Here is a 21,538-nt window from a genome sequence, read left to right as displayed (position 1 = left end):
GTACCCACTAGAAGACCACCACCTTGGAAGCATCGAACACGGGGCCACACATGCAAGCACCCTTCATACCGTCGACCGTCTCGACATTGCAGGTGTTGCAGGCACCAAAGCCGCAGCTCATCATGCGCTCGAGGGACACCTCGCAGTACGCACCGGCCTCGGCAGCGGCAGCGGCGACTTTCTTCATCATGACGGCGGGGCCGCAGCTGGCGACGTAGTCGTAGCCGCCCTCGCCGAGCAGCTCGGCTGCCGGGTCGGTGCAAAAACCGTGCGTGCCCAGCGTGCCATCGTCGGTGCACACGTTAACCGTGGCGCCCAGCGCGCGGAACTCATCGACACCCACGGCCTTGGAAGCGGTGCCAAAGCCCAGGCACACGTCGACATCCACGCCCTGCTCGGCAAGCTTGCCGGCGAGGCAGAGCACGGGCGGAACGCCGATGCCGCCCGCCACGAGCAGCGCCTTCCTGGTGCCCTCGGGAACAAGCCAGCCGCGGCCGCCAGGGCCCAACAGGTTGGACTTGGAGCCGGGGGCCATCTGCGACAGACGACGGGTGTCGTCACCCACGACGGCGTACCACAGCTCGACGGTGCCGGCCTGGGCGTCGGCGCGATAGAAGCTCAGGGGCACGCGAAGCAGCGAGGACGCATCGCCGGGCACGGCAATGTTCACAAACTGACCGGGCTTGAGCGCACTTGCAAGCTTGGGGGCCGAGATGACGAGCGAGAAGATGCCGTCGGCGATCTTCTGGTTCGAGACGACCTCGAAGTCGTGCATGCGTGCAGTGGAAGGTGTGGGCATAGACGCTCCAATCCCCCATGCGATTGCATGGTCAAAACGAACAGAAAGCGCGGCACCGCAAGGGCACCGCGCACAAAAGCGATAAGGCTATGCTAGCAGATGCAGCCGTCGGCGAGCGTCTGCTTACCGCCGACAAACACATCGGTGGCACGACCGGTAAGCGTGCGGCCGGCAAAACCGGAGTTCTCGGCGCGCGACTCATAACCGTCCTCACCGACCGTCCAGGTGGCAGAGGGGTCGAACACGGTCAGGTCGGCAACGGAGCCCGCCTTGACCTGAACCTGGTCGAGGCCCAGAATCTCACGCGGCTTGATGGCCATGAGCTCGACCATGCGGCCCACGCTCATCTTGCCCGTGTTGACCAGCTCGGTGAGTACGAGCGACAGGGAGGTCTCAAGGCCGATCATGCCAAAGGGCGCAAGCTCGAACTCGCGGGCCTTCTCCCACGGGGTGTGGGGAGCGTGATCGGTGACGATAGCGTCGACGGTGCCGTCGATGACGCCCTGACGGATGGCCTCGGCATCTTCCTCGGTACGCAGCGGCGGATTGACCTTGAGCGAGGTGTTGTAGGTCTCGTCCAGGTCGTTCTCAGTCAGGAACATGTGGTGCGGGGTAGCCTCGCAGGTAACCTGAACGCCAGCGGCCTTACCGGCACGCACGATCTCCAGACCATGGGCGGTGGAGATGTGCTGGATGTGCAGCTTGGCACCGGTCAGCTTGGCGATCTCGATGTCGCGGGCGATCTGGAGCTCCTCGCCGGCAGCCGGCCAGCCCTCGAGGGCCAGACGGGTCGAGACCTTGCCCTCGTTGATCTGGCCGTGGCCGACCAGGTCCTCGTCCTGGCAGTGGCTCATGAAGACCTTGCCGAACATCTTGCCGTAGTCCATGCAGCGACGGAGCATGCCCGCGCCCTGCACGCCGCGACCGTCATCGGTGAAGGCGACGGCGCCGTGGGCGACCATATCGCCCATCTCGGACATGGCCTCGCCCTTAAGACCGCGGGTCATGGCGCCCGACGGATAGACGCGGCAGTGGCCGACCTCGGCAGCGCGGGACTTGACGAACTCCACGACAGTGCCGTTATCGGTTACGGGATCGGTGTTGGGCATGGCGCACACGCCGGTAAAGCCGCCCTTGGCAGCTGCGCGGGTACCGCTCTCGATGTCCTCTTTGACCTCGTAGCCGGGCTCGCGAAGGTGAACGTGCATATCCACCAGGCCGGGGACGAGGTACTTGCCGGAAAGGTCGCGGACCTCGGCTCCCTCGACGGCGAGATTCTCGCCGACCTCGGCGATCTTGTCGCCGTCAATCAGGACGTCAACGACACCGTCAAGCTCGACGGACGGGTCGACGACGTGGGCATTCTTAAGAAGCAAGGCCATTATCGGCACCTCCAAGCAGCAGATACAGGATAGCCATACGCACGCAGATACCGGCGTAGACCTGCTCCAGGATGACGGAGCGTTGCGGGTGGTCGGCCATATAGGAGTCGAACTCGACGCCGCGGTTGATGGGGCCCGGGTGGCAGATGATCGCGTCGGGCTTCATGAGCTTCTCGCGGTCCTTGGTCAGGCCGAAGAGCTTGTGGTACTCGCGAATGGTCGGGAACGGGGCACCCTCGAGACGCTCCTGCTGCACGCGCAGCATGTAGACGACGTCCAGCTCGGGCAGGACGGAATCGAGGTCGCTCGTCACGTGGTCGCAGCCCAGGACCTCGGGCGCCGGCGGCAGCAGCGTGCCGGGGGCGACGGCGTAGGTCTCGCAGCCCATGATCTTAAGGGCGGGGATCAGCGAGCCGCAAACGCGGGAGTGGGCGATATCGCCGACGACGGCGACCTTCAGACCGTGGAAGTCACCCTTGTGCTCCCAGATGGTGTACAGGTCGAGCAGGGCCTGCGTAGGATGGTTGTGCTTGCCGTCACCGGCGCAGATGACGCTTGCGGGCAAGTTCTGCGTGACGATGTAGGGAGCGCCGGCGTGCTTGTCGCGCACGACAATGCAGTCGATCTTATAAGCGTTGAGGGTCTCGACGGTGTCGACGAGGCTCTCGCCCTTGACCGTGGAGGTCGAGGAGCCACCAAAGTTAAGGCTGTCGGCCGAAAGACGCTTCTCGGCGAGCTCGAAGGAGCTACGGGTGCGCGTCGAGGGCTCGTTGAACATGTTGACGATGGTCTTGCCCTTGAGCGTGGGGACCTTCTTGATCGCACGCTCGTTGACCTCGGAGAACGCCTTGGCGGTCTCGAGGATGAGCTTGATGTCCTCTTCGGAGTACTCGGTAATGTCGATCAGGTGCTTATGGTTGAACGCCACGGTACTACTCACCTCCCAGCGGCGCGGAGCCCACGTGGGAACCCGGCGCGACGTCGTTAATCTCGACGGCGGTGTGGCCGTCGACTTCCTTCATATATAGGTGCACGTTCTCCTCATGCGACGAGGGAACGTTCTTGCCGACAAAGTCCGGCGAGATGGGGAGCTCGCGGTGGCCGCGGTCAACGAGGACTGCCAGCTCAATGCGGCTCGGACGGCCCAGGTCCATAACGGCGTCGAGAGCGGCGCGGATGGTACGGCCCGTATACAGGATGTCGTCCACCAGCACGACGCGCTTGCCGTCGACGCTGAAGGGAATGTTGGTAGCGTGGATCGCGGGAGCGAAATTGGTCGCATAGTCATCGCGGTAGAAGCTAATGTCCAGGCTGCCGAGCGGAACGTCGACGCCCTCGATCTCCTTGATCTCCTCGGCGAGCTTCTTTGCCAGAAGGTCGCCGCGCGTGACGATGCCGACCAGAGCGAGGTCTTCACAGCCCTCGTTGCGCTCGAGAATCTCGTGCGCGATGCGGGTCATCGCTCGGTTGACGGCGGTCTCGTCCATGATGACCGCCTTGGGGGAAGTCGTGCCCATCGATCTCCTTCCTCACATGTCTTGACTGCTGACACAGTCAAAAAAATAGATGCCCGACCGCTTAAAGCGGACCAGACACCCACAGGAAGGGCTGCTCTTTGGCAGCTATGTAATTCCATGTGGGTATCTCGTACCCCTTTAATGGTCAAGGGATAGTGTAGCCAACCTCGAGCTTAATTGCGAGCATTAATACAGAGCAATCCGTAAACGGAGCCCAATGCTCAATAAACCTATATATATTTGTGGGACGAGCTTGAAAACGCACGCACGAGCTGGCATAATCCCCTCTGCTGCACGCAAATCGGATCTACGTCCAGGGCCGTGGCGTGAGCACTATCGCCAAAAGAGGAATATCTCTGTGTAGATTACGCACAGGGAGCTGCTTCTGTGCTATAGTTCAGGCTTGTTTGTTAACGCGACATGTTCGTTTGTCGCCCAAGGAGGGTCAGTTATGTCCAAAGTTTGCGAAGTTTGCGGTAAGCACCCCGTTGCCGGTCGCTCCATCAGCCACTCTCACCGCGTCACCAACCGTAAGTTCCGCCCCAACATCCAGCGCGTCTACGTCGTCGTCGATGGTCACCGTCGCAAGATGAACGTTTGCTCCACCTGCCTCAAGTCCGGCAAGGTTGCGCGCTCCTAAATAAGGTCTTACCAACAAGTACCTCGGACTCTCCGGGTCAAAGACCTCGCGTTCATATAGAACTTACCAAAGGCGCCCTCCCCTACGGAGGGCGCCTTTTTGCACTCATTTGGGACAGACTTACATGAGTGTTTGCAGATGTCAAAGGGATCGTAGCCCAGCTGGTATGCCCTGTAGCTTGACCAGCGGTACGCCTCGATTGAGCCAAGCGCACCTTTCACGAGATTGAGACGAATATAGTCGAGCAGCTGCACCGCCTGCGTGTCTGACTCAACCGCGACCCGCGAATAGCGGTTGTCAAACAGATGCCCCGTTCTCCCCGTTTTCCCATTGAAATACTTAGCATATGCCGTCAGCGCGCACTGCATTGCCTTTGAAAGGTTGTCAAATGGGTCATCAACCATCAAATGGAAGTGGTTGTCCATAAGGCACCAAGCTAACACCGCCACTTTATGGCGCGCAAACCTGTCCGAGATATCCGATAAGAAACGATAACGGTCGGAGTCATCTTCAAAAATAATCTGTTTGGAGTTGCCGCGGTCAAAGACGTGGTAATAGCCGGTGATCGAAACGGGGCGGGCGCATCGGGGCATAATCTCTCCTTTCAAAACTGTTCAGGCAACACCTAAAAGGAGAGAAGCAACGCGAAATGCTGAGCCTGCAACCTATTTATATCCAATGAGCGGCAATAACAGGTTCAGAACGGCAAAATGGCAAAACGATGTCTGTCCCAAATGAGTGAAAGCACTCATGTAAGTCTGTCCCCAATGAGCGGGGCGATGCATTTGGCATAGTTTTAGTTGAAACGGTTCATTTGGTTGAAGCGTTTTAGTGTGCCTTTTACAGGAATCTGACCGTTCGCCGAATAATTTCTTGCTATCATGCAAGGCGTAGGGTAAATCTCCGATCGCAAGGAGACACAAATGGTGAAAAAGTCACCGGAAAACACTACTCCCGCAATTGTGGACAACGTAGAGGCGCTTGAGGCTAAGCTCGCTCAGATGCGAGAGGCCCAGGCGCTTTTTGCTACGTACACGCAGGAGCAGGTCGACAAGATCTTCTATGAGGCCGCCATGGCCGCCAACAAGGCTCGTATCCCGTTGGCGAAGATGGCCATCGAGGAGACCGGCCGCGGCGTTCTTGAGGACAAGGTCATCAAGAACCACTACGCCGCAGAGTACATCTACAACGCTTACAAGAACACCAAGACCTGTGGTGTCCTGGAGCGCGACGAGGCTTACGGCATCACCAAGATCGCCGAGCCCATCGGCATCGTGGGCGCCGTCATCCCGACGACCAACCCCACCTCCACCGCGATCTTCAAGACGCTGATCAGCCTGAAGACCCGCAACGCCATCATCATCTCCCCGCACCCGGCAGCCGCCAAGTGCACCATCGCCGCCGCCAAGCTCGTGCTTGACGCCGCCGTCAAGGCCGGCGCCCCCGAGGGCATCATCGGCTGGGTCGATGTCCCCTCCATCGAGCTGACCAACATGGTCATGCGCGATGTCGACATCATCCTCGCCACCGGTGGCCCGGGCATGGTCAAGGCCGCTTACTCCTCGGGCAAGCCCGCCCTGGGCGTTGGCGCCGGTAACACCCCGGTCGTCATCGACGACACCGCCGACGTGCTGCTCGCCGTCAACTCCATCATCCACTCCAAGACCTTCGACAACGGCATGATCTGCGCTTCCGAGCAGTCCGTGACCGTCATCGACACCATCTATGACCAGGTCAAGGCCGAGTTCCAGAAGCGCGGCTGCTACTTCGTCAAGCAGGGTGCCGAGATGGAGGCCCTGCGTGCCGCCATGTTCAAGAACGGCGCCCTCGATCACCGCATCCCCGGCATGGCTGCCGCCAAGATCGCCGAGCTCGCCGGCATCGAGGTTCCCGCCAAGACCAAGATCCTGATCGCCGAGGTCACCTCCACCGACCCCGCCAAGGAGGAGTTCTCCCACGAGAAGCTCTCCCCGGTCCTGGCCATGTACCACGCCAAGGACTTCCAGGAGGCCGTCGACAAGGCCGAGCACCTGGTGCTCGCCGGTGGCCCGGGCCACACCGCCTCTCTGTACGTGCACCCCGCCCAGGCCGAGAAGATCAGCCTGTTCGAGCACGTCATGAAGGCCTGCCGTATCGTCATCAACACCCCGTCCTCGCACGGTGGCATCGGTGACCTGTACAACTTTGGCATGAAGCCGTCTCTGACCCTGGGCTGCGGCTCCTGGGGCGGCAACTCCGTCTCCGAGAACGTTGGGGTGAAGCACTTGATCAACGTTAAGACTGTGGCCGAGCGCCGTGAGAACATGCTGTGGTTCCGCGCTCCCGAGAAGGTCTACTTCAAGAAGGGTTCCACGCCCGTGGCCCTCGACGAGCTGGGCAACGTCATGGGCAAGAAGCGCGCCTTCATCGTCACAGACCAGTTCCTCTTCAAGAATGGCAACACCCGCGCCATCGAGGCCAAGCTCGACGAGATGGGCATCGCCCACGACTGCTTCTACGACGTCGAGCCCGATCCGTCGCTGCAGTGCGCACGTCGCGGCGCCAAGCAGATGGCTCTCTTTGAGCCGGACGTCATCATCGCCGTCGGCGGTGGCTCCGCTATGGACGCCGGCAAGATCATGTGGATGATGTACGAGCACCCCGAGTGCAAGTTTGAGGACATGGCCATGGACTTCATGGACATCCGCAAGCGTATCTTCACCTTCCCCGAGATGGGCAAGAAGGCCTACTTCGTCGCCGTCCCGACCTCTTCGGGTACCGGCTCCGAGTGCACGCCGTTCGCCATCATCACCGACAAGGAGACCGGCATCAAGTGGCCGCTCGCCGACTACGCGCTGCTCCCCAACATGGCTATCGTCGACGCCGACAACTGCATGACCGCCCCGCGCGGCCTGACCGCTGCCTCCGGCATCGACGTCATGACCCACGCCATCGAGTCCTACGTCTCCATCATGGCTTCCGACTACACCAAGGGCCTCTCCGAGCGCGCTGCTAAGCTCGTCTTTGAGAACCTGCCCTCCAGCTTCACGAACGGCGCCAAGGACCCGCATGCCCGCGAGGAGATGCACAACGCCTCCTGCATGGCCGGTATGGCCTTCGCCAACGCCTTCCTGGGCCTCAACCACTCCATGGCCCACAAGCTCGGCGCCTTCCATCACCTGCCCCACGGCCTCGCCAACGCCGTCATCCTGACCCGCGTCATGCGCTACAACGCCGCCGAGGCTCCCGTCAAGATGGGTACCTTCTCCCAGTATCCTTACCCCAACGCGCTGCACAACTACGCCGAGATGGCCAAGTACTGCGGCATCGAGGGCAAGGACGACAAGGAGGTCTTCGAGAACTTCATCACGAAGCTCGAGGAGCTCAAGGACTTCATCGGCGTCAAGAAGACCATCGCCGACTACGGTGTCGACGAGCAGTACTTCCTCGACACCCTCGACGAGATGACCGAGCAGGCATTCAACGACCAGTGCACCGGCGCTAACCCGCGCTACCCGCTCATGAGCGAGATCAAGGAGCTCTACCTGGACGCCTACTACGGCCGCGAGCCTCAGGATTACGCCGTCTGCTAGTTCTAGCACGGTTTTTAACGGCGGGGGTGCACGGGTGTTTCACACACCCCCGCCGTCGCTTCTATCGCATCGTTGAAAGGATGCAACCATGCTGCTACCCGATTCCAAGACCGAGCTCGTCCGCCGTGGCAACAAGGTCGTTTACGACCTGGGCGACAAGATCGTCAAGGTCTTTAACGAGACCAAGCCTGTCTCCGACGTGTTCAACGAGGCTTTGAATCTTGCCCGCATCAATGAGTGCGGCATCCGCAGCCCCAAGGCTCTCGAGGTTTCCCAGCTCGAGAACGCCAACGGCTGGGCGCTCGTGACCGAGAAGGTTCCGGGCACCACCCTTGCCGAGAAGATGACTGCCGAGCCCCAGCGCTTCGGTGAGTACCTCGAGATGTTCGTCGACCTCCAGATCGAGATCCACGGCTACACCTCCCCGCTGCTCAACCGTCAGCGCGATAAGTTCGCCCGCATGATCGACAGCCTTGATCAGCTCAATGCCACCACGCGCTACAACCTTCAGGAGCGTCTGGACGGCATGACCAAGGAGTTCAAGGTCTGCCACGGCGACTTCAACCCCTCCAATGTCATCGTCGGCGACGACGGCCAGCTCTATGTGTGCGACTGGGCACACGCCACCCAGGGCTCCCCCGCTGCCGACGTTGCCACCACCTACCTGCTCTTTGCCCTCAACAGCAAGGATCAGGCCGAGGCCTACCTGGAGCTCTACTGCGACCGCGCCGACATGCCCATGCAGGTCGTGCGTCAGTGGACGAGCATCGTCGCCGCTTCCGAGCTCGCTCGTAAGCGCAACGTGAACGATGAGTTCCTGAAGAACTGGATCGACGTCGTCGATTATCAGTAATATCTGAGCGATTCATTTCGCATCGGAGGCACAATGGAAAACCCCGCAGCTCATTTGGGCTGTGGGGTTTTCCTTTTTAGATTTCAAAGATGCCACAAGATAAAAGGACGGCCCCGCATCTCCCCGATCTGGAGAAATGCGGGGCCGTCCCGTATATCGAACTACAAGCGAAATCGTCGATTAACGACGGGCCGCCTTAACAAGCTCGGCAACCTTGGCGACGACCTCGTCAATCGCCACGTCCTCGCGCTCGCCCGTGGCACGGTCCTTGAGCTCAACGGTGCCGTTCTTAAGGCCGCGCTTGCCCAGAACCACCTGATACGGGAAGCCCATAAGATCGTTGTCGGCAAACTTAAATCCGGGACGCTCATCGCGATCGTCGACGACGACCTCGATACCCTCGGCGCACAGGCCATCAACAATCTGCTCGCAGACGGAAGCGCACTCCTCCTTCTTGGGGTCGAGCGGAATCACCGCAACCTCGTACGGGGCAACGGAGACCGGCCAGACGATGCCGTGCTCGTCGTTGTGCTGCTCCACGACGGCAGCGAGCGAGCGAGAAACGCCCACGCCGTAGCAACCCATGATAAGCGGCTTCTCCTTGCCGTCCTCATCCATAAAGGTGGCACCCATGGCCTCGGAATACTTGGTGCCCAGCTGGAAGACCTGGGAGACCTCGATGCCGCGGGCAGCGGAGAGGGGCTTTCCGCAGTGCGGGCAAGGATCGCCGGCCACGACGGTGACCAGGTCGGCCCACTCATCGACGGTAAAGTCGCGCTCGGGGCAGGCACCGGTAAAGTGATAGTCAACCTCGTTGGCGCCGCAGGCCCACTGCTTGGACTCGCGCAGGCTCTCGTCGCAGACCAGACGAATGCCCTCGGGAAGGTTAACCGGTCCGATAAAGCCCTTATGCAGACCGTAGGTCTGGAGCTCCTCATCGGTCATCATGCGATAACCCTTGCCAAAGACATGCTCGGCCTTGCAGTCATTGAGCTCATGATCGCCCGGGACAATGACCACGACCGGCTTGCCCTCGGCATCGATGAGCGCCAGCGACTTTCGCGTACCGTTCTCGGGGAAACCGAAGAACTTGGCGACGGCCTCAATGGTGCCCATGCCCGGAGTCTCGACCTTGGTGAGCGTACCGTCGCCGGGGCCCTCAGTCACGACGACCTTGGTGCTTGCCGCCTCGTCATCGGCAGCAAAGCCGCAATCGTCGCAGTAGACCAGCGAAGCCTCACCGGCGTCGGCCAAAGCCATGTACTCGACGGAGGTATCGCCACCGATCTCACCGGAGTCGGCGACAACGGGCAGGGCCTTGATGTAGCAGCGCTCGCAAATGTTGGCATAGGCCTGCTTCATCTTGTCGTACTCCTCCTGCAGGCTCTCCTGCGTGGCGGAGAAGCTGTAGGCGTCCTTCATGATGAACTCGCGACCGCGCATCAGGCCAAAGCGGGGACGGAACTCGTCGCGGAACTTATCCTGGATGTGATAGAGGTTCACCGGCAGCTGCTTGTAGGAACGCAGCTCATTGCGCACCAGGGCAGTCACGGTCTCCTCGTGCGTGGGTCCGAGCACAAACTCGCGGCCGTGGCGGTCATCAAAGCGCACAAGCTCCTTGCCATAAGCATCGATACGGCCGGACTCACGCCACAGCTCGGCATCGACCATGATGGGCATCATGAGCTCCTGAGCGCCGGCAGCATCCATCTCGTCGCGCACGATGTTCTCGATCTTGCGGATCGAGCGCCAAGCAAGCGGCAGATAGGAATACAGACCGGCGGCCTCCTTGCGGATCATGCCGGCACGGAGCAGCAGGCGGTGGCTGGCGAGCTCAGCGTCCGCCGGATCCTCTTTAAGCGTCGGAGCATACAGCTTAGACATATACATTGCTCGGGTCATTTATTTCTCCTCAATAAGTTTGTCGACCTCTGCCATAAGCGCGTCGACAATTTGGTCCTCAGCTACTTTACCAATGATCTGGCCATGCGAAAAGAGCAAGGCCTGACCACGTCCGCAAGCAACGCCCAGGTCGGCATCAGAAGCCTCACCGGGGCCATTAACGGCACATCCCATCACGGCGATCGAAAGCGGCGCGGAGTAGTTCTTAAGCCGCTCGGTGACCTCCTCGGCGATGGGAATGAGGTTAACCTGGCAGCGGGCGCACGTGGGGCACGAGACAATCTCGGGGCCACGGCGACGCAGGCTCAGCGACTGCAGAATACCCCAGGCAACAGGCGGCTCCTCAACCGGATCAGCTGTGAGCGAAACACGCATGGTGTCACCGATACCCTCAGACAGCAGAATACCAAGGCCCACCGAGCTCTTAATGGTGCCCTGAAGCTTGGTACCCGCCTCGGTTACGCCCAGGTGAAGCGGAACGTGGGGAATCTCACGCGACAGGGCTCGATAGGTATCGAGCGTCGTTTGCACGCTATGGGCCTTGGCCGAAAGCACAATGTTCGTAAAGCCGCGGTCCTCAAAGTGCTTGACGAAGCGCTCGCTCGACATCACGAGCTTTTCGGGCTGCGTGAGGTCTTCGCGCTCGGCGATATCCTGCTCGAGTGAACCGGCATTGACGCCGATACGAATCGCACAGTCCGCGGCACCAGCAGCATCGATCACCGCGTCAACCTTGGCCCAATCGCCGATATTGCCGGGATTGATGCGCAGCTTGGCAGCACCGGCCTCAACGGCACCAATGGCGAGCTTATGGTTAAAGTGAATATCGGCGACGATCGGCACCGGGGACTCAGCACAGATGGTACGAAAGCCCTCGAGCGCGGCCTCGGTGGGTACACTCACGCGCACGATATCGCAGCCCGCCTGCGCCAACGCGCGAACCTGTCCAAGCGTTGCCTGGGCATCGGCGGTATCAGTGCAGGTCATGGACTGAACCACCACCGGCGCGCCGCCGCCGATCTGCACGCCGCCCACATGCACGGGACGCGTCAGCTCGCGCGGCAAAGAATGGGATAGAGACAATCCAAACACTCCCCTACAGAATAAATCGAAGGATGTCGGAACGAAGCATATAGACAAACAGCAGTGCGAAGAGCGCGATGCCCACATAGCTCACAATCGTCTGAGCCTTGAGAGGCAGCTCACGACCCGCAATCTTTTGAATGATCTCGATGACCAGCTTGCCGCCATCGAGTGGTGGGATGGGCAGCAGGTTCATAAAGCCAAGCGAGAACGAAATGAGGGCGGCAAACGAAAGGAACGTGGCAGGGCCGGCAGCAGCAGCCTGTGAGGACATAACGCTAATACCCACGATCGAAGAAGACTGATCGAGAATCTCCATCGTATGCTGCGGCTGGAGCAGGCACATCACGCCCTCCGCGGTCTGCACAACATAGGAGAATGACAGACGCGCCGAGGTGATGGGGTCCAAACGGACTACCTCCGTAGAAGCATACACACCTAACCGCTCGCCCTCTTTGAGCGCAACCGAGGTCGAATGCTGCTTGCCGTCGCGCTCATACTCAATGGCGATATCGTCCTTACCGGCGGCCTTGCCGATGGCATCGTAAACGTCCATCCAAGTGGAACATGAGACACCGTCGACCGAAAGGATCGCATCACCGGCCTCGATACCCGCCTTGGCGGCAATAGACCCCTCGTCAACCTGACCGATCACGTTGGTATCCATCGGCACGGTGACACCCGCAATGGAATAGATGCTCATAAGGAGCAAAAAACCCGTCAGGATATTGACGAGAATGCCCGCGAGCAGCATAAAGGCGCGCTTGAGAAAGCCCTGGCCCAGATAGGTATGCGAGCGCTCTTGCGCAAGGAACTCGGCCTCGCCGCACGGCAGCTCCCACACATCGCCCTCGGCAGTCGCATGCTCTCGATCGAACCGGCGGCCGTCAAAGGTGGTGTAACCCGCAGCGTCTCGAGGCAGTGTCTGATACTTGGTGGGATAGTAGCTCGGTGAGGGCTTCTCCCCTTCCTCATACCAAGGTGCGATGGAGCCCCAGCCCAGCAACAGAGCACAAGCCTCGAGCACATCCTCCTCGGAAAGCTCGAGCTCGACAGCAAGGTCGGCCACGGTCACGCGACCATGACGGTAGATAGCCGCGAGCACGCGATCGGCGCACGAGACATCGGTCGGATCCATACCGCAGATGGCAGCGTAGCCACCCAGCAGCAGCGGGGTCACGCCAAACTTGGTTCCAATGCGACGCGACGTGTAATGAATGTCAAAGCGGCACGGCAGGCCCAAAAAGAACTCGGTCACACGGACGCCGCAGGCACGCGCCGCCAAAAAGTGGCCGCCCTCGTGCAAAAACACGAGGACGGAAAGCATCAGCAGGCCCCAAAAGACCGATGAAAGAACGCTCAGAACAGTATCCATAAAACGAAAAAGCAATCCTTATGGGTTAGGAACGGGTTGCGGCGAGCACCTGCGCAGCTTTTTCACGCGCCCACGTATCGATGTCGCGAAGCTGCTCAAACGAATCGACCGCCTGCATATCGTGGGCATCCATGCAGGATTCCACAATGCGATCGATATCGGTAAAGCTGCAGCCATCGTGCAGGAAGGCATCGACGGCGACCTCGTTGGCGGCATTGAGCACGCACGGCATGGTGCCACCCGTCTTACCGGCACGCTCGGCCAGTGCCAGACAGCGGAAGGTATCCATGTCGGCAGCATCAAACGTGAGCTGTCCCAGCTCGCGAAAATCGATACGAGGCGCCGGGGTATCCCAACGCTCGGGATACGAGAACGCGAACTGGATGGGAATACGCATGTCAGAAGCACCGAGATGGGCCATCACAGAGCCGTCGGCGAACTCGACCATAGAGTGAATCTTGGACTGACGCTGCACGACCACGTTAATGAAATCGAGGTCGCAGTTGAACAGATGCATGGCCTCAATGCGCTCCAGGCCCTTGTTCATGAGGGTGGCGGAGTCGATGGTGATCTTGGCACCCATGGCCCACGTGGGATGTGCGAGGGCATCGGCACGCGTCACGCGATCGAGCTCGTCGCGCGTGCGGCCAAAGAAAGGACCGCCCGAGCAGGTGAGCCAAATACAATGAGCCTCGCGCGGATTCTCCCCCAGATAGCACTGGTAGATGGCGGAGTGCTCAGAGTCGACTGGAATAAGCTGGCCCGGTTGCGCCAACGGCATAAGCAAGTCGCCACCGACGACGAGGGACTCCTTGTTGGCAAGGGCAAGACGCTTATTCGAGGTCAAGGCCGCATGGCTCGCCTCGAGACCGGCGGCGCCCACAATAGCGACAAGCACGCAGTCGACATCGTCGCGACGCGCGAGCTCACAAACCGCCTGCGCGCCAACGCCGAGCTTCGTTCCCTCGGGCAACTCCTGCAGCACGGCGTCATCGCCATGAGCGACATCGGCCACGGCAACCGCCGAAACCGAGAACTCGCGGGCAGCGGCAACAAGCTCGGAGGTACTGGAGTTAACGGACAGCGCCGTCACCTGCAGTCGATCGGCATGCTGGCGGCACACATCGAGCGCCTGGGTGCCGATGGAGCCCGTACAACCCAGGATGGCAACACGGAGGCGTCCATCGGGGCCATACGTCGTCTGGAATGACATTACAGCACGCCTCCGATCATCAGCATCAGCTGCGCGGTGATGCAGCCGAAGATAAGCGAATCGCTACGATCGAGCATGCCGCCGTGGCCCGGGATAAGGTTGCCGGAATCCTTGACGCCCACGCCGCGCTTGATGCGCGACTCGATAAGGTCGCCGATAACGCCCAGAATGGACACGACCACGCCGCACAGCAGCGCATAGGGCAGGCTGAGCTTGTAGAAATGCGTCGCCCACAGGATGAACCAAATCAAAACCGAGCCCAGGATGCCGCCGGCAAAACCCTCCCAGCTCTTTTTGGGAGAAATCTTGGGAACCATCTTGTGCTTGCCGATACGGCTACCCACGATGTAGGCAAACGAGTCGGAGACCCAAAGGGACGCGCAAACGCCCACCGAAAGCAGGGCGCCGGCAAAACCGGGCACGGCATCGCGCAGCAGCACGATAGCCGACAGCATAAAGCCAGTGTAGATGGGACCCATGAGCGTCACGGCCACATCAGAGATGCGGGTACGCGGCGACCAGACATACCAAATGCCCACAGCGAGCATCAGGGCAAAAAGCAGGGCATTCAGCAACATCGAATCGCCCAACGCCGACAGCGGAAAGAGTACGGCGGCAGCGATACCCATACGCTCGTTAGCCATCTTGCCATCGAGCCTTGTCATACGGAAAAACTCATAGCAGCACAGACCGCTCATGACAGAAACAAAGATGGCCGTGGGCACGATACCCAAAACCAGGCACAGGATAAAGACAACGGCATAAACGATACCGGCGGCGGCACGGGTAATAAAGCCCGCAAGCCACGAACCGGTGCCATTCTTCGCTGCGGGCGCTCCCGCAGCGACAGCCTTGCGCTCAGATGTCTTGGGAGCAGTTGCCTTGGGACGATCGGACACGATTAAGCCTCCTCGGTCTTGCTCAGACCACCAAACCTACGGTCACGGCCCTGATAGGCCAAAATGGCGTCGACAAGGCCCCAACGATCAAAGTCGGGCCAATAGGTATCGGTGACGTAGAATTCGGAATAAGCCACCTGCCACAGCAGATAGTTCGAAAGGCGCAGCTCACCAGAAGTGCGAATCACAAGCTCAGGATCGGGAAGGCCGGCGGTATAGAGGTGGGAAGCCACCATGTCGTCATCAATTGCGCCAGGATCGATCTTACCGGCGGCAGCGTCGAGTGCGATCTGACGGACAGCGCGGGTAATCTCGGCACGCGCGCCGTAGTTGACGGCAAGCGCCAGCGTCATGCCGGTGTGATTGGCGCACTCGGCAAGACCGCGTTCAAAAACGTCGCGGGTCTTCTTGGGCAGCGCGGAAATGTCACCCAAAAAGACAACGCGCACGTTTTCGCGCTTCAGAAGCGGCAGCTCGTCGATAAACGTCTTGGCAAATAGGTGCATCAAGACGTTGACCTCGTGCTGCGGGCGGTTCCAGTTTTCGGTAGAAAAAGCATAGGCCGAAAGCACGTCGACGCCCAGACGCACGCAGGCGGTAATAATCTCGCGAAGGGAGACGATACCCGCCTTGTGGCCCTCGGTGCGTGCAAGACCGCGCGACGTGGCCCAACGACCGTTGCCGTCCATGATGCACGAGATATGGTGCGGAATGTTATTGAGGTCAAGGTCGGAAAAACCGACGCCCGCAGGGGCGTCGGCAAAGTACTCGACCAGTTTATGCTCGTCGTATTGCACCTTAGATCTCCATGACCTCGGCTTCTTTTTCCTTCAGAAGCTCCTCGACCTTGGCGACATACTCATCGGTGTGCTTCTGGACCTTGGCCTGCTCGCGACGGACATCGTCCTCGGTGAGCTCCTCATCGCGCTCGAGCTTGTTGTTGAAGTCGCGACGGATGTTACGGATAGACACCTTGGCCTGCTCGGCGTACTCGCGGCACTCCTTGACAAGCTCGCGACGGCGCTCCTCGGTGGGAGCCGGGAACGGCAGACGAACGACGGTGCCATCGGAGTTGGGGGTAATACCCAGATCGGAAGCGCCGATGGCCTTGACGATAGCGTTGATGAGTGCCTTGTCCCACGGCTCGATGAGCAGCATGTGGGCCTCGGGGGTCTTGACGGCGGCAACCTGCGTGACCGGCGTGGGAACACCGTAATAATCGACGGTGATGTCGGACAGAATGTTGGCATTGGCGCGGCCGGTACGGACCTTGGAGAAGTTATGCTTGAGGGACTCGAGCGACTTGTCCATATGGGCGGTGATGTTCTCTGCCATGCTTAATCCTCCTGATAGACGAGCGTGCCGACGGGCTCACCCGCGAGCGCGCGCTTGACAGTGTCCTCGCCATCGATGTTGAGGACCAAAATCGGCATACGGTTATCTTGGCACAGTGCCGTAGCCGTGGAATCCATAACCTGCAGACCGCGGACGAGCACCTCATGGTAGGTGATCTTGTCAAAGCGGACGGCATCGGCGCACTTGACGGGATCCTTGTCATAGATGCCGTCGACCTTGGTGGCCTTGATCAGAATCTCGGCGCCGATCTCGCACGCACGAAGAGCCGCGGCGGTGTCGGTCGTAAAGTACGGATTGCCCGAACCGGCGGCAAAAATAACGACATTGCCCTTGGAAAGGTGGTTGATGGCGCGACGGCGAATATAGGGCTCGCAGATCTCATTCATCTGAATAGCGCTCATCACGCGGCAGGGAACATCGTTATGCTCGAAGGCATCCTGCAGGGCGAGCGCGTTCATAACGGTTGCCAGCATGCCCATGTAGTCGGCCTGAGCACGCTCCATGCCACCGGCAGCGCCGGCCATGCCGCGGAAAATATTGCCGCCGCCGACAACGACGCCGACCTCATGGCCAACGGCGAGCAGCTCCTTGACCTGCTTGGCAAGATGGTCGGTAACCTTGGGGTCGATGCCATATTGGCCGTCGCCCATCAGTGCTTCGCCGGAAAGCTTCAAAAGCACGCGTTTATATCGGATGTCGGACAAAGCGATCCTCCTTTAGATTGAACTCTCAACATTCTATCAAAGGCTCTAAGAAGAGCCATGAAAAAGCAGGCTGTGAGTAAAACCCACAGCCTGCTCATTACCAGCTACAAGAGCTTATTTACTCGCCACGGACCAGACGGTCAAAGGCAACGACGGTAATGGTGTCGCCGAGTTCCTTGGAGACCTGCTCAGCGTACTTCTTGATGGTGAGGGAGCTGTCCTTGATGAACTCCTGCTCGGTGAGCACGGACTGCTTGTAGAACTTCTCCAGACGGCCGACAGCCATCTTCTCCTGGATAGCCTCGGGCTTGCCGGACTCGGCAGCCTGGGCCATGTAGATCTGCTTCTCGTGCTCGACGGTCTCGGCCGGAACCTGATCGCGGGTAGCGCAGATCGGGGCGACGGCGGCAACCTGAAGGGCAACGTCGTGAGCGAAGGTCTTGAAGGATTCAGCCTGAGCGGTCTCAGCCTTCTCGAAGGCGAACTCGACGAGGACGCCGATCTTACCACCCATGTGGATGTAAGAAGCGAGCGCGCCGTTCTCAGCCTTGCGGGCAGCGAAGCGGGAAATCTTCATGTTCTCGCCCATGATGTGAATCATCTCGGTGAGCTCGGAGGAAACGGTCTCCTCGCCCATCGGCTTCTCGAGCAGAGCGTCGACGTCAGCAGGCTCGGTGGTAGCGACAACCTCAGCGACCTTGGAAGCAAAGCCGGTGAACTTGGCGTTGGAGCCAACGAAGTCGGTCTCGCAGGAGAGCTCGAGCAGAGCGCCGGTCTTGCCATCCTCGGAGACGAACGCGGCAACAGCGCCCTCGTTGGTCTCACGGCCAGCCTTCTTGGCAGCCTTGGCAAGGCCGTTCTTACGCAGAACGTCGACAGCGGCGTCCATGTCGCCGTCAGCCTCGACGAGAGCCTTCTTGCACTCCATCATCGGGGAGTCGGTCATCTCGCGGAGCTGCTTGACCATAGCGGCGGTAATCTGGGCCATTGTGGTTCCTTTCAAAGAGATGAAAAAGAATTAACTAAGACTGATTTACTCGGCCTTGGGCTCAGCGGCCATCTCGGCCTCGGAGACCTGCTCCTTGCCGGAGCCAGCGAGGCAGGCGTCAGCCATGAGCTCGCACATAAGGGTTACAGCGGAGATAGCGTCATCGTTGCAGGGGATGCCGTACTCGACCTCGTCGGGATCGGAGTTGGTGTCGATCAGGGCGACGACGGGGATGTTCAGGCGCTGAGCCTCCTTGATGGCGTTCTCCTCGCGCTTGGTGTCGATGACGAAGAGAGCCTGGGGCAGACCCTTCATGTCGCGGGCGCCACCGAGGTTGGTCTGGAGCTTGGTAAGCTCCTTGCCGAGCACAGCCTGCTCCTTCTTGGGGAGCACTGCCATGCGGCCGTCCTCGACCATGGCCTCGAGCTCCTCCATGCGGTTGATGCGGGAGCGGATGGTAACGAAGTTGGTCAGCATACCGCCGAGCCAACGCTGGTTGATGTAAGGCATGTTGGCGCGCTCAGCAGCGTTCTTGACGGCCTCCTGAGCCTGCTTCTTGGTGCCGACGAACAGCACGTTGCCGCCCTTGGCGACGTTCTTGACGAAGGTGTAAGCCTGGTCGGCGTCGAGGATGGTCTGCTTGAGGTCGAGGATGTAGATGCCGTTGCGCTCACCGAAGATGAACGGCTTCATCTTGGGGTTCCAGCGACGGGTCTGGTGACCGAAGTGGCAGCCGGCCTCGAGCAGGGTGCGGATATTAATCTTGGTAGCCATGTTAAACCTCCTGTGGTTTGCCTCCGCGCGGGGTCATCCTCCAAAACCAACCCGGACATGTGCTACCAAAGCCCGGGCACCACGGTATGAAGTAGCCGCGCGTGCGTGATAAAAACATGTTGCCGTGAAGCAACCCGATGAATGATAGCAGGAATGCTTCTTCCTGCCAACCCGCAATCAAAACCACACACCTGAGTGCAGCGCGGGACGTCCCAGCAATTATTCGCCGCGGGGATGGGCTTGAGCCACGGCCCGCTTAAGCCGATCGGGCGTGAGATGCGTGTAGATCTGCGTCGTGGACAGACTCGCATGACCCAGCAGCTCTTGAACCGAGCGCAGGTCCGCACCGCCCTCAAGCAAGTCGGTCGCAAAGGTATGGCGCATCGCATGCGGCGCGATGTCGGCCGGAATGCCGGCGAGCGTCGCCAGCGTATGGAACCGCCGCCTGAGCATGGCGGCGCTCATGCGATTGCCGCGCGCCGATATAAGCAGCGGATGCGGCCCAGTAGCGGGGTCACGGCGCTTTGCCTGAGCGAGCAACTCCGGCCTCCCCTCCTCAATATAGAGACGCGTCGCCTCAAGCGCACGACGATACAGAGGGACGATACGTTCTTTGCTCCCCTTGCCCCAAAGGCGCAGCGTGCGTTCGGACCAAGCGATGGACTCCACATTGAGTGCAGCGAGCTCAGAGATACGAGCACCCGAGGCATAGAGCAGCTCGAGCATCGCCGCATCGCGCAGTCCCGCGGGCGTCGAGGTATCAGGCGTCTTGAGCAGCGCCTCGACCTGCTGGGTTGTAAGGACGCCCGGCAGGTCACGCGGCAGCTTGGGCGATGCGATCGCCGAGACCGCATCGCCCTCGACAATCCCCTCGGCAGCCATCCAGCGATAGAGAGATCGGATAGCCGACAGGTGCGCCGCAAGCGTTCGGGGAGCCACCCGCTCACGCGAAAGCTCGGCAAGATAGCGACGAATGGTGCGCACGTCGGCAGCGAAGGCATCGATATCCTCGCGCTCGCACCAGGCAGCGAAGCGCTCCAGCCTCGAGCCATAGGCCGTCACCGTGTTGGGAGAAAGTCCCTCGACGCGTGCGATATAGGCGATAAACGAGTCGACGGTGTCGTACAAGTCAAAGGCTATGACCGGTCGCCTCCAAACAGATCGGGGCGAGTTGCCAGATAGGCATCCAGGGCCTCGAGGGCGCGGTCCGCGTAGGCCTGGTAGCGGTCGCGCTTGCTGCGACGCTTACCGTCCTCGAGTGGCGGAACGAGGCCAAAGTTGACATGCATGGGCTGATAGCCCACGGTGGCAGGATCGGTCGCATAGCCCACGAGCGCACCCAGGGCGCCCACGCGCGGCAACTCGACGCCCGCGGCACCGATAGCCTCGGCATAGGTGTTGAGCGCCGCGAGCAGACCTGTCGCCACGGCTTCCATGTACCCCTCGGTGCCGGTGATCTGACCGGCCAGGCGCACGCCGGTACCGGGCACGGCAAAGGTGCCGTCAAGCACGTGCGGGGCGTCGACAAAGGTATTGCGGTGCATGACACCGTAGCGGAAGAACTCAGCGTTCTCCAGGCCCGGCACCATATGGAAGACGCGCTTCTGCTCGCCAAAGGTCAGGTTGGTCTGGAAGCCCACCAGGTTATAGGCGGTCTTCTCCTTGTTCTCGGCACGCAGCTGAATCGCCGCCCAGGGGCGACGTCCAGTACGCGGGTCGGTGAGACCGACGGGCTTCATGGCGCCAAAGCGAATGGCGTCCTTGCCGGTGCGTGCAACCTCCTCGGCAGGCTGGCAGGCCTGGAACAGATCGCCGCCCTCAAAATCCTTGAGCACCACGCGGTCGGCCGTGGTAAGCGCCTCGATAAAGGCCTCGTACTCCTCCTTATTGAGCGGAGCGTTGAGATAGTCGCCGCTCCCCTGCTCCTCGTAGCGCGACTGCGAGAACAGCACGTCCATATCGAGCGTGGAGGCATCGACGATCGGCGCCGCGGCATCGAAGAACGCAAGGGCGTCGCCACCGACGAGCTTCATGACCTCTTCGCTCAGCGCCGGTGAACACAGCGGGCCCGCGGCAATGACCACGTGGCCCTCGGGAATCTGCGTGACCTCGCCGTGCACGACCTCGATATTGGGACGGGCGGCAACCTCGGCCTCGACAAGCTCGGAAAACTTGACGCGGTCGACCGCCAAGGCACCACCGGCGGGAACAGCCGCGCGATGGGCGCAATCGAGCAGGACTGAACCCATGCGCTCAAGCTCGGCCTTCAGCAAACCAGCCGCGGAATCTGGACGGGTCGACTTAAACGAATTGGAGCAGACGAGCTCTGCCAGGTGATCGGTATGGTGGGCCGGGGAGCTCACCTGGGGGCGCATCTCGCACAGCTTTACGGCGAACCCGCGGTCTGCTAGCTGGATCGCGCATTCCGAACCCGCCAGACCGCCACCGATAACCGTCACCTGATCGAACTGCATCTGCAAA

Annotated in this window: 20 protein-coding genes; 3 read left to right on the top strand and 17 right to left on the bottom strand. The window is 60.5% G+C overall.

The window, feature by feature from the left end; translation table 11 throughout:
* Positions 1-7: 7 nt before the first annotated feature.
* From ABCP74_RS01975 to pyrR, 4 genes are all read right to left on the bottom strand, one after another.
* The gene (locus ABCP74_RS01975) at positions 8-775 is read right to left on the bottom strand and encodes a dihydroorotate dehydrogenase electron transfer subunit (protein WP_343000614.1); all 768 of its coding nucleotides are present in this window, start codon (positions 773-775) and stop codon (positions 8-10) included.
* A gap of 116 nt (positions 776-891) precedes the next feature.
* Entirely contained in the window at positions 892-2,181 is a 1,290-nt protein-coding gene (locus ABCP74_RS01970; protein ID WP_117820575.1) for a dihydroorotase, read from the bottom strand.
* Positions 2,165-3,109: an aspartate carbamoyltransferase catalytic subunit gene (locus ABCP74_RS01965; protein WP_343000525.1), complete on the bottom strand. Its 945-nt coding sequence runs from the start codon at positions 3,107-3,109 to the stop codon at positions 2,165-2,167. Before ABCP74_RS01965 ends, ABCP74_RS01970 begins: the two co-directional genes overlap by 17 nt.
* A 4-nt stretch (positions 3,110-3,113) precedes the next feature.
* The gene (pyrR, locus tag ABCP74_RS01960) at positions 3,114-3,698 is read right to left on the bottom strand and encodes a bifunctional pyr operon transcriptional regulator/uracil phosphoribosyltransferase PyrR (protein ID WP_006236123.1); all 585 of its coding nucleotides are present in this window, start codon (positions 3,696-3,698) and stop codon (positions 3,114-3,116) included.
* Between the two features lie 451 nt (positions 3,699-4,149).
* On the opposite strand from pyrR, the gene rpmB reads away from it, so the two are divergent.
* A complete protein-coding gene (rpmB, locus tag ABCP74_RS01955) occupies positions 4,150-4,338 on the top strand; it encodes a 50S ribosomal protein L28 (protein ID WP_022094725.1) in 189 nt (62 codons plus the stop codon).
* A gap of 8 nt (positions 4,339-4,346) precedes the next feature.
* Here the strand turns inward: rpmB and ABCP74_RS01950 are convergent, their stop codons facing one another.
* A complete protein-coding gene (locus ABCP74_RS01950; protein WP_343000526.1) occupies positions 4,347-4,931 on the bottom strand; it encodes a transposase in 585 nt (194 codons plus the stop codon).
* Between the two features lie 330 nt (positions 4,932-5,261).
* Here ABCP74_RS01950 and adhE point away from each other — a divergent pair, with 330 nt between their 5' ends.
* Both adhE and ABCP74_RS01940 read left to right on the top strand, forming a co-directional pair.
* Entirely contained in the window at positions 5,262-7,910 is a 2,649-nt protein-coding gene (adhE, locus tag ABCP74_RS01945) for a bifunctional acetaldehyde-CoA/alcohol dehydrogenase (RefSeq protein WP_117797767.1), read from the top strand.
* Positions 7,911-7,998: 88 nt separating this feature from the next.
* Positions 7,999-8,763, top strand: coding sequence for an aminoglycoside phosphotransferase family protein (locus tag ABCP74_RS01940; RefSeq protein ID WP_006236119.1), 765 nt, complete (start codon positions 7,999-8,001; stop codon positions 8,761-8,763).
* Between the two features lie 180 nt (positions 8,764-8,943).
* Here ABCP74_RS01940 and ABCP74_RS01935 read toward each other — a convergent pair whose 3' ends face one another.
* The 12 genes from ABCP74_RS01935 to trmFO all read right to left on the bottom strand — a co-directional run bounded on the left by ABCP74_RS01935 (position 8,944) and on the right by trmFO (position 21,531).
* Positions 8,944-10,665 (bottom strand): proline--tRNA ligase, encoded by a 1,722-nt coding sequence (locus ABCP74_RS01935; RefSeq protein WP_343000527.1) that lies wholly within the window; start codon positions 10,663-10,665, stop codon positions 8,944-8,946.
* Positions 10,666-11,748 (bottom strand): flavodoxin-dependent (E)-4-hydroxy-3-methylbut-2-enyl-diphosphate synthase, encoded by a 1,083-nt coding sequence (gene ispG / locus ABCP74_RS01930; RefSeq protein WP_343000528.1) that lies wholly within the window; start codon positions 11,746-11,748, stop codon positions 10,666-10,668.
* A 13-nt stretch (positions 11,749-11,761) separates the two neighbouring features.
* Complete coding sequence (locus ABCP74_RS01925) at positions 11,762-13,123, bottom strand: M50 family metallopeptidase (protein ID WP_343000529.1); 1,362 nt, start codon at positions 13,121-13,123, stop codon at positions 11,762-11,764.
* Between the two features lie 25 nt (positions 13,124-13,148).
* Entirely contained in the window at positions 13,149-14,336 is a 1,188-nt protein-coding gene (gene dxr / locus ABCP74_RS01920; protein ID WP_343000530.1) for a 1-deoxy-D-xylulose-5-phosphate reductoisomerase, read from the bottom strand.
* Positions 14,336-15,235: a phosphatidate cytidylyltransferase gene (locus tag ABCP74_RS01915; protein ID WP_343000531.1), complete on the bottom strand. Its 900-nt coding sequence runs from the start codon at positions 15,233-15,235 to the stop codon at positions 14,336-14,338. Before ABCP74_RS01915 ends, dxr begins: the two co-directional genes overlap by 1 nt.
* A 2-nt stretch (positions 15,236-15,237) precedes the next feature.
* A complete protein-coding gene (locus ABCP74_RS01910) occupies positions 15,238-16,032 on the bottom strand; it encodes an undecaprenyl pyrophosphate synthase (RefSeq protein ID WP_055309876.1) in 795 nt (264 codons plus the stop codon).
* Between the two features lies 1 nt (position 16,033).
* Entirely contained in the window at positions 16,034-16,570 is a 537-nt protein-coding gene (frr, locus tag ABCP74_RS01905) for a ribosome recycling factor (RefSeq protein WP_006236112.1), read from the bottom strand.
* 2 nt (positions 16,571-16,572) lie between these two features.
* A complete protein-coding gene (gene pyrH / locus ABCP74_RS01900; protein ID WP_040359955.1) occupies positions 16,573-17,295 on the bottom strand; it encodes a UMP kinase in 723 nt (240 codons plus the stop codon).
* A 118-nt stretch (positions 17,296-17,413) separates the two neighbouring features.
* Positions 17,414-18,283 carry a translation elongation factor Ts gene (gene tsf / locus ABCP74_RS01895; protein ID WP_022094736.1) on the bottom strand — a complete coding sequence of 290 codons (870 nt, stop codon included), beginning with the start codon at positions 18,281-18,283 and terminating at the stop codon, positions 17,414-17,416.
* A 45-nt stretch (positions 18,284-18,328) separates the two neighbouring features.
* Positions 18,329-19,057 (bottom strand): 30S ribosomal protein S2, encoded by a 729-nt coding sequence (gene rpsB / locus ABCP74_RS01890; protein ID WP_006236109.1) that lies wholly within the window; start codon positions 19,055-19,057, stop codon positions 18,329-18,331.
* Positions 19,058-19,276: 219 nt separating this feature from the next.
* Complete coding sequence (locus tag ABCP74_RS01885; protein WP_343000532.1) at positions 19,277-20,185, bottom strand: tyrosine recombinase; 909 nt, start codon at positions 20,183-20,185, stop codon at positions 19,277-19,279.
* A gap of 8 nt (positions 20,186-20,193) precedes the next feature.
* The gene (gene trmFO / locus ABCP74_RS01880) at positions 20,194-21,531 is read right to left on the bottom strand and encodes a methylenetetrahydrofolate--tRNA-(uracil(54)-C(5))-methyltransferase (FADH(2)-oxidizing) TrmFO (protein ID WP_161144691.1); all 1,338 of its coding nucleotides are present in this window, start codon (positions 21,529-21,531) and stop codon (positions 20,194-20,196) included.
* Positions 21,532-21,538 lie beyond the last annotated feature (7 nt).

This window comes from Collinsella aerofaciens (genome assembly GCF_039062315.1).
GTDB lineage: Bacteria > Actinomycetota > Coriobacteriia > Coriobacteriales > Coriobacteriaceae > Collinsella > Collinsella aerofaciens_BG.
This window is presented reverse-complemented; position numbering and strand designations above follow the sequence as displayed.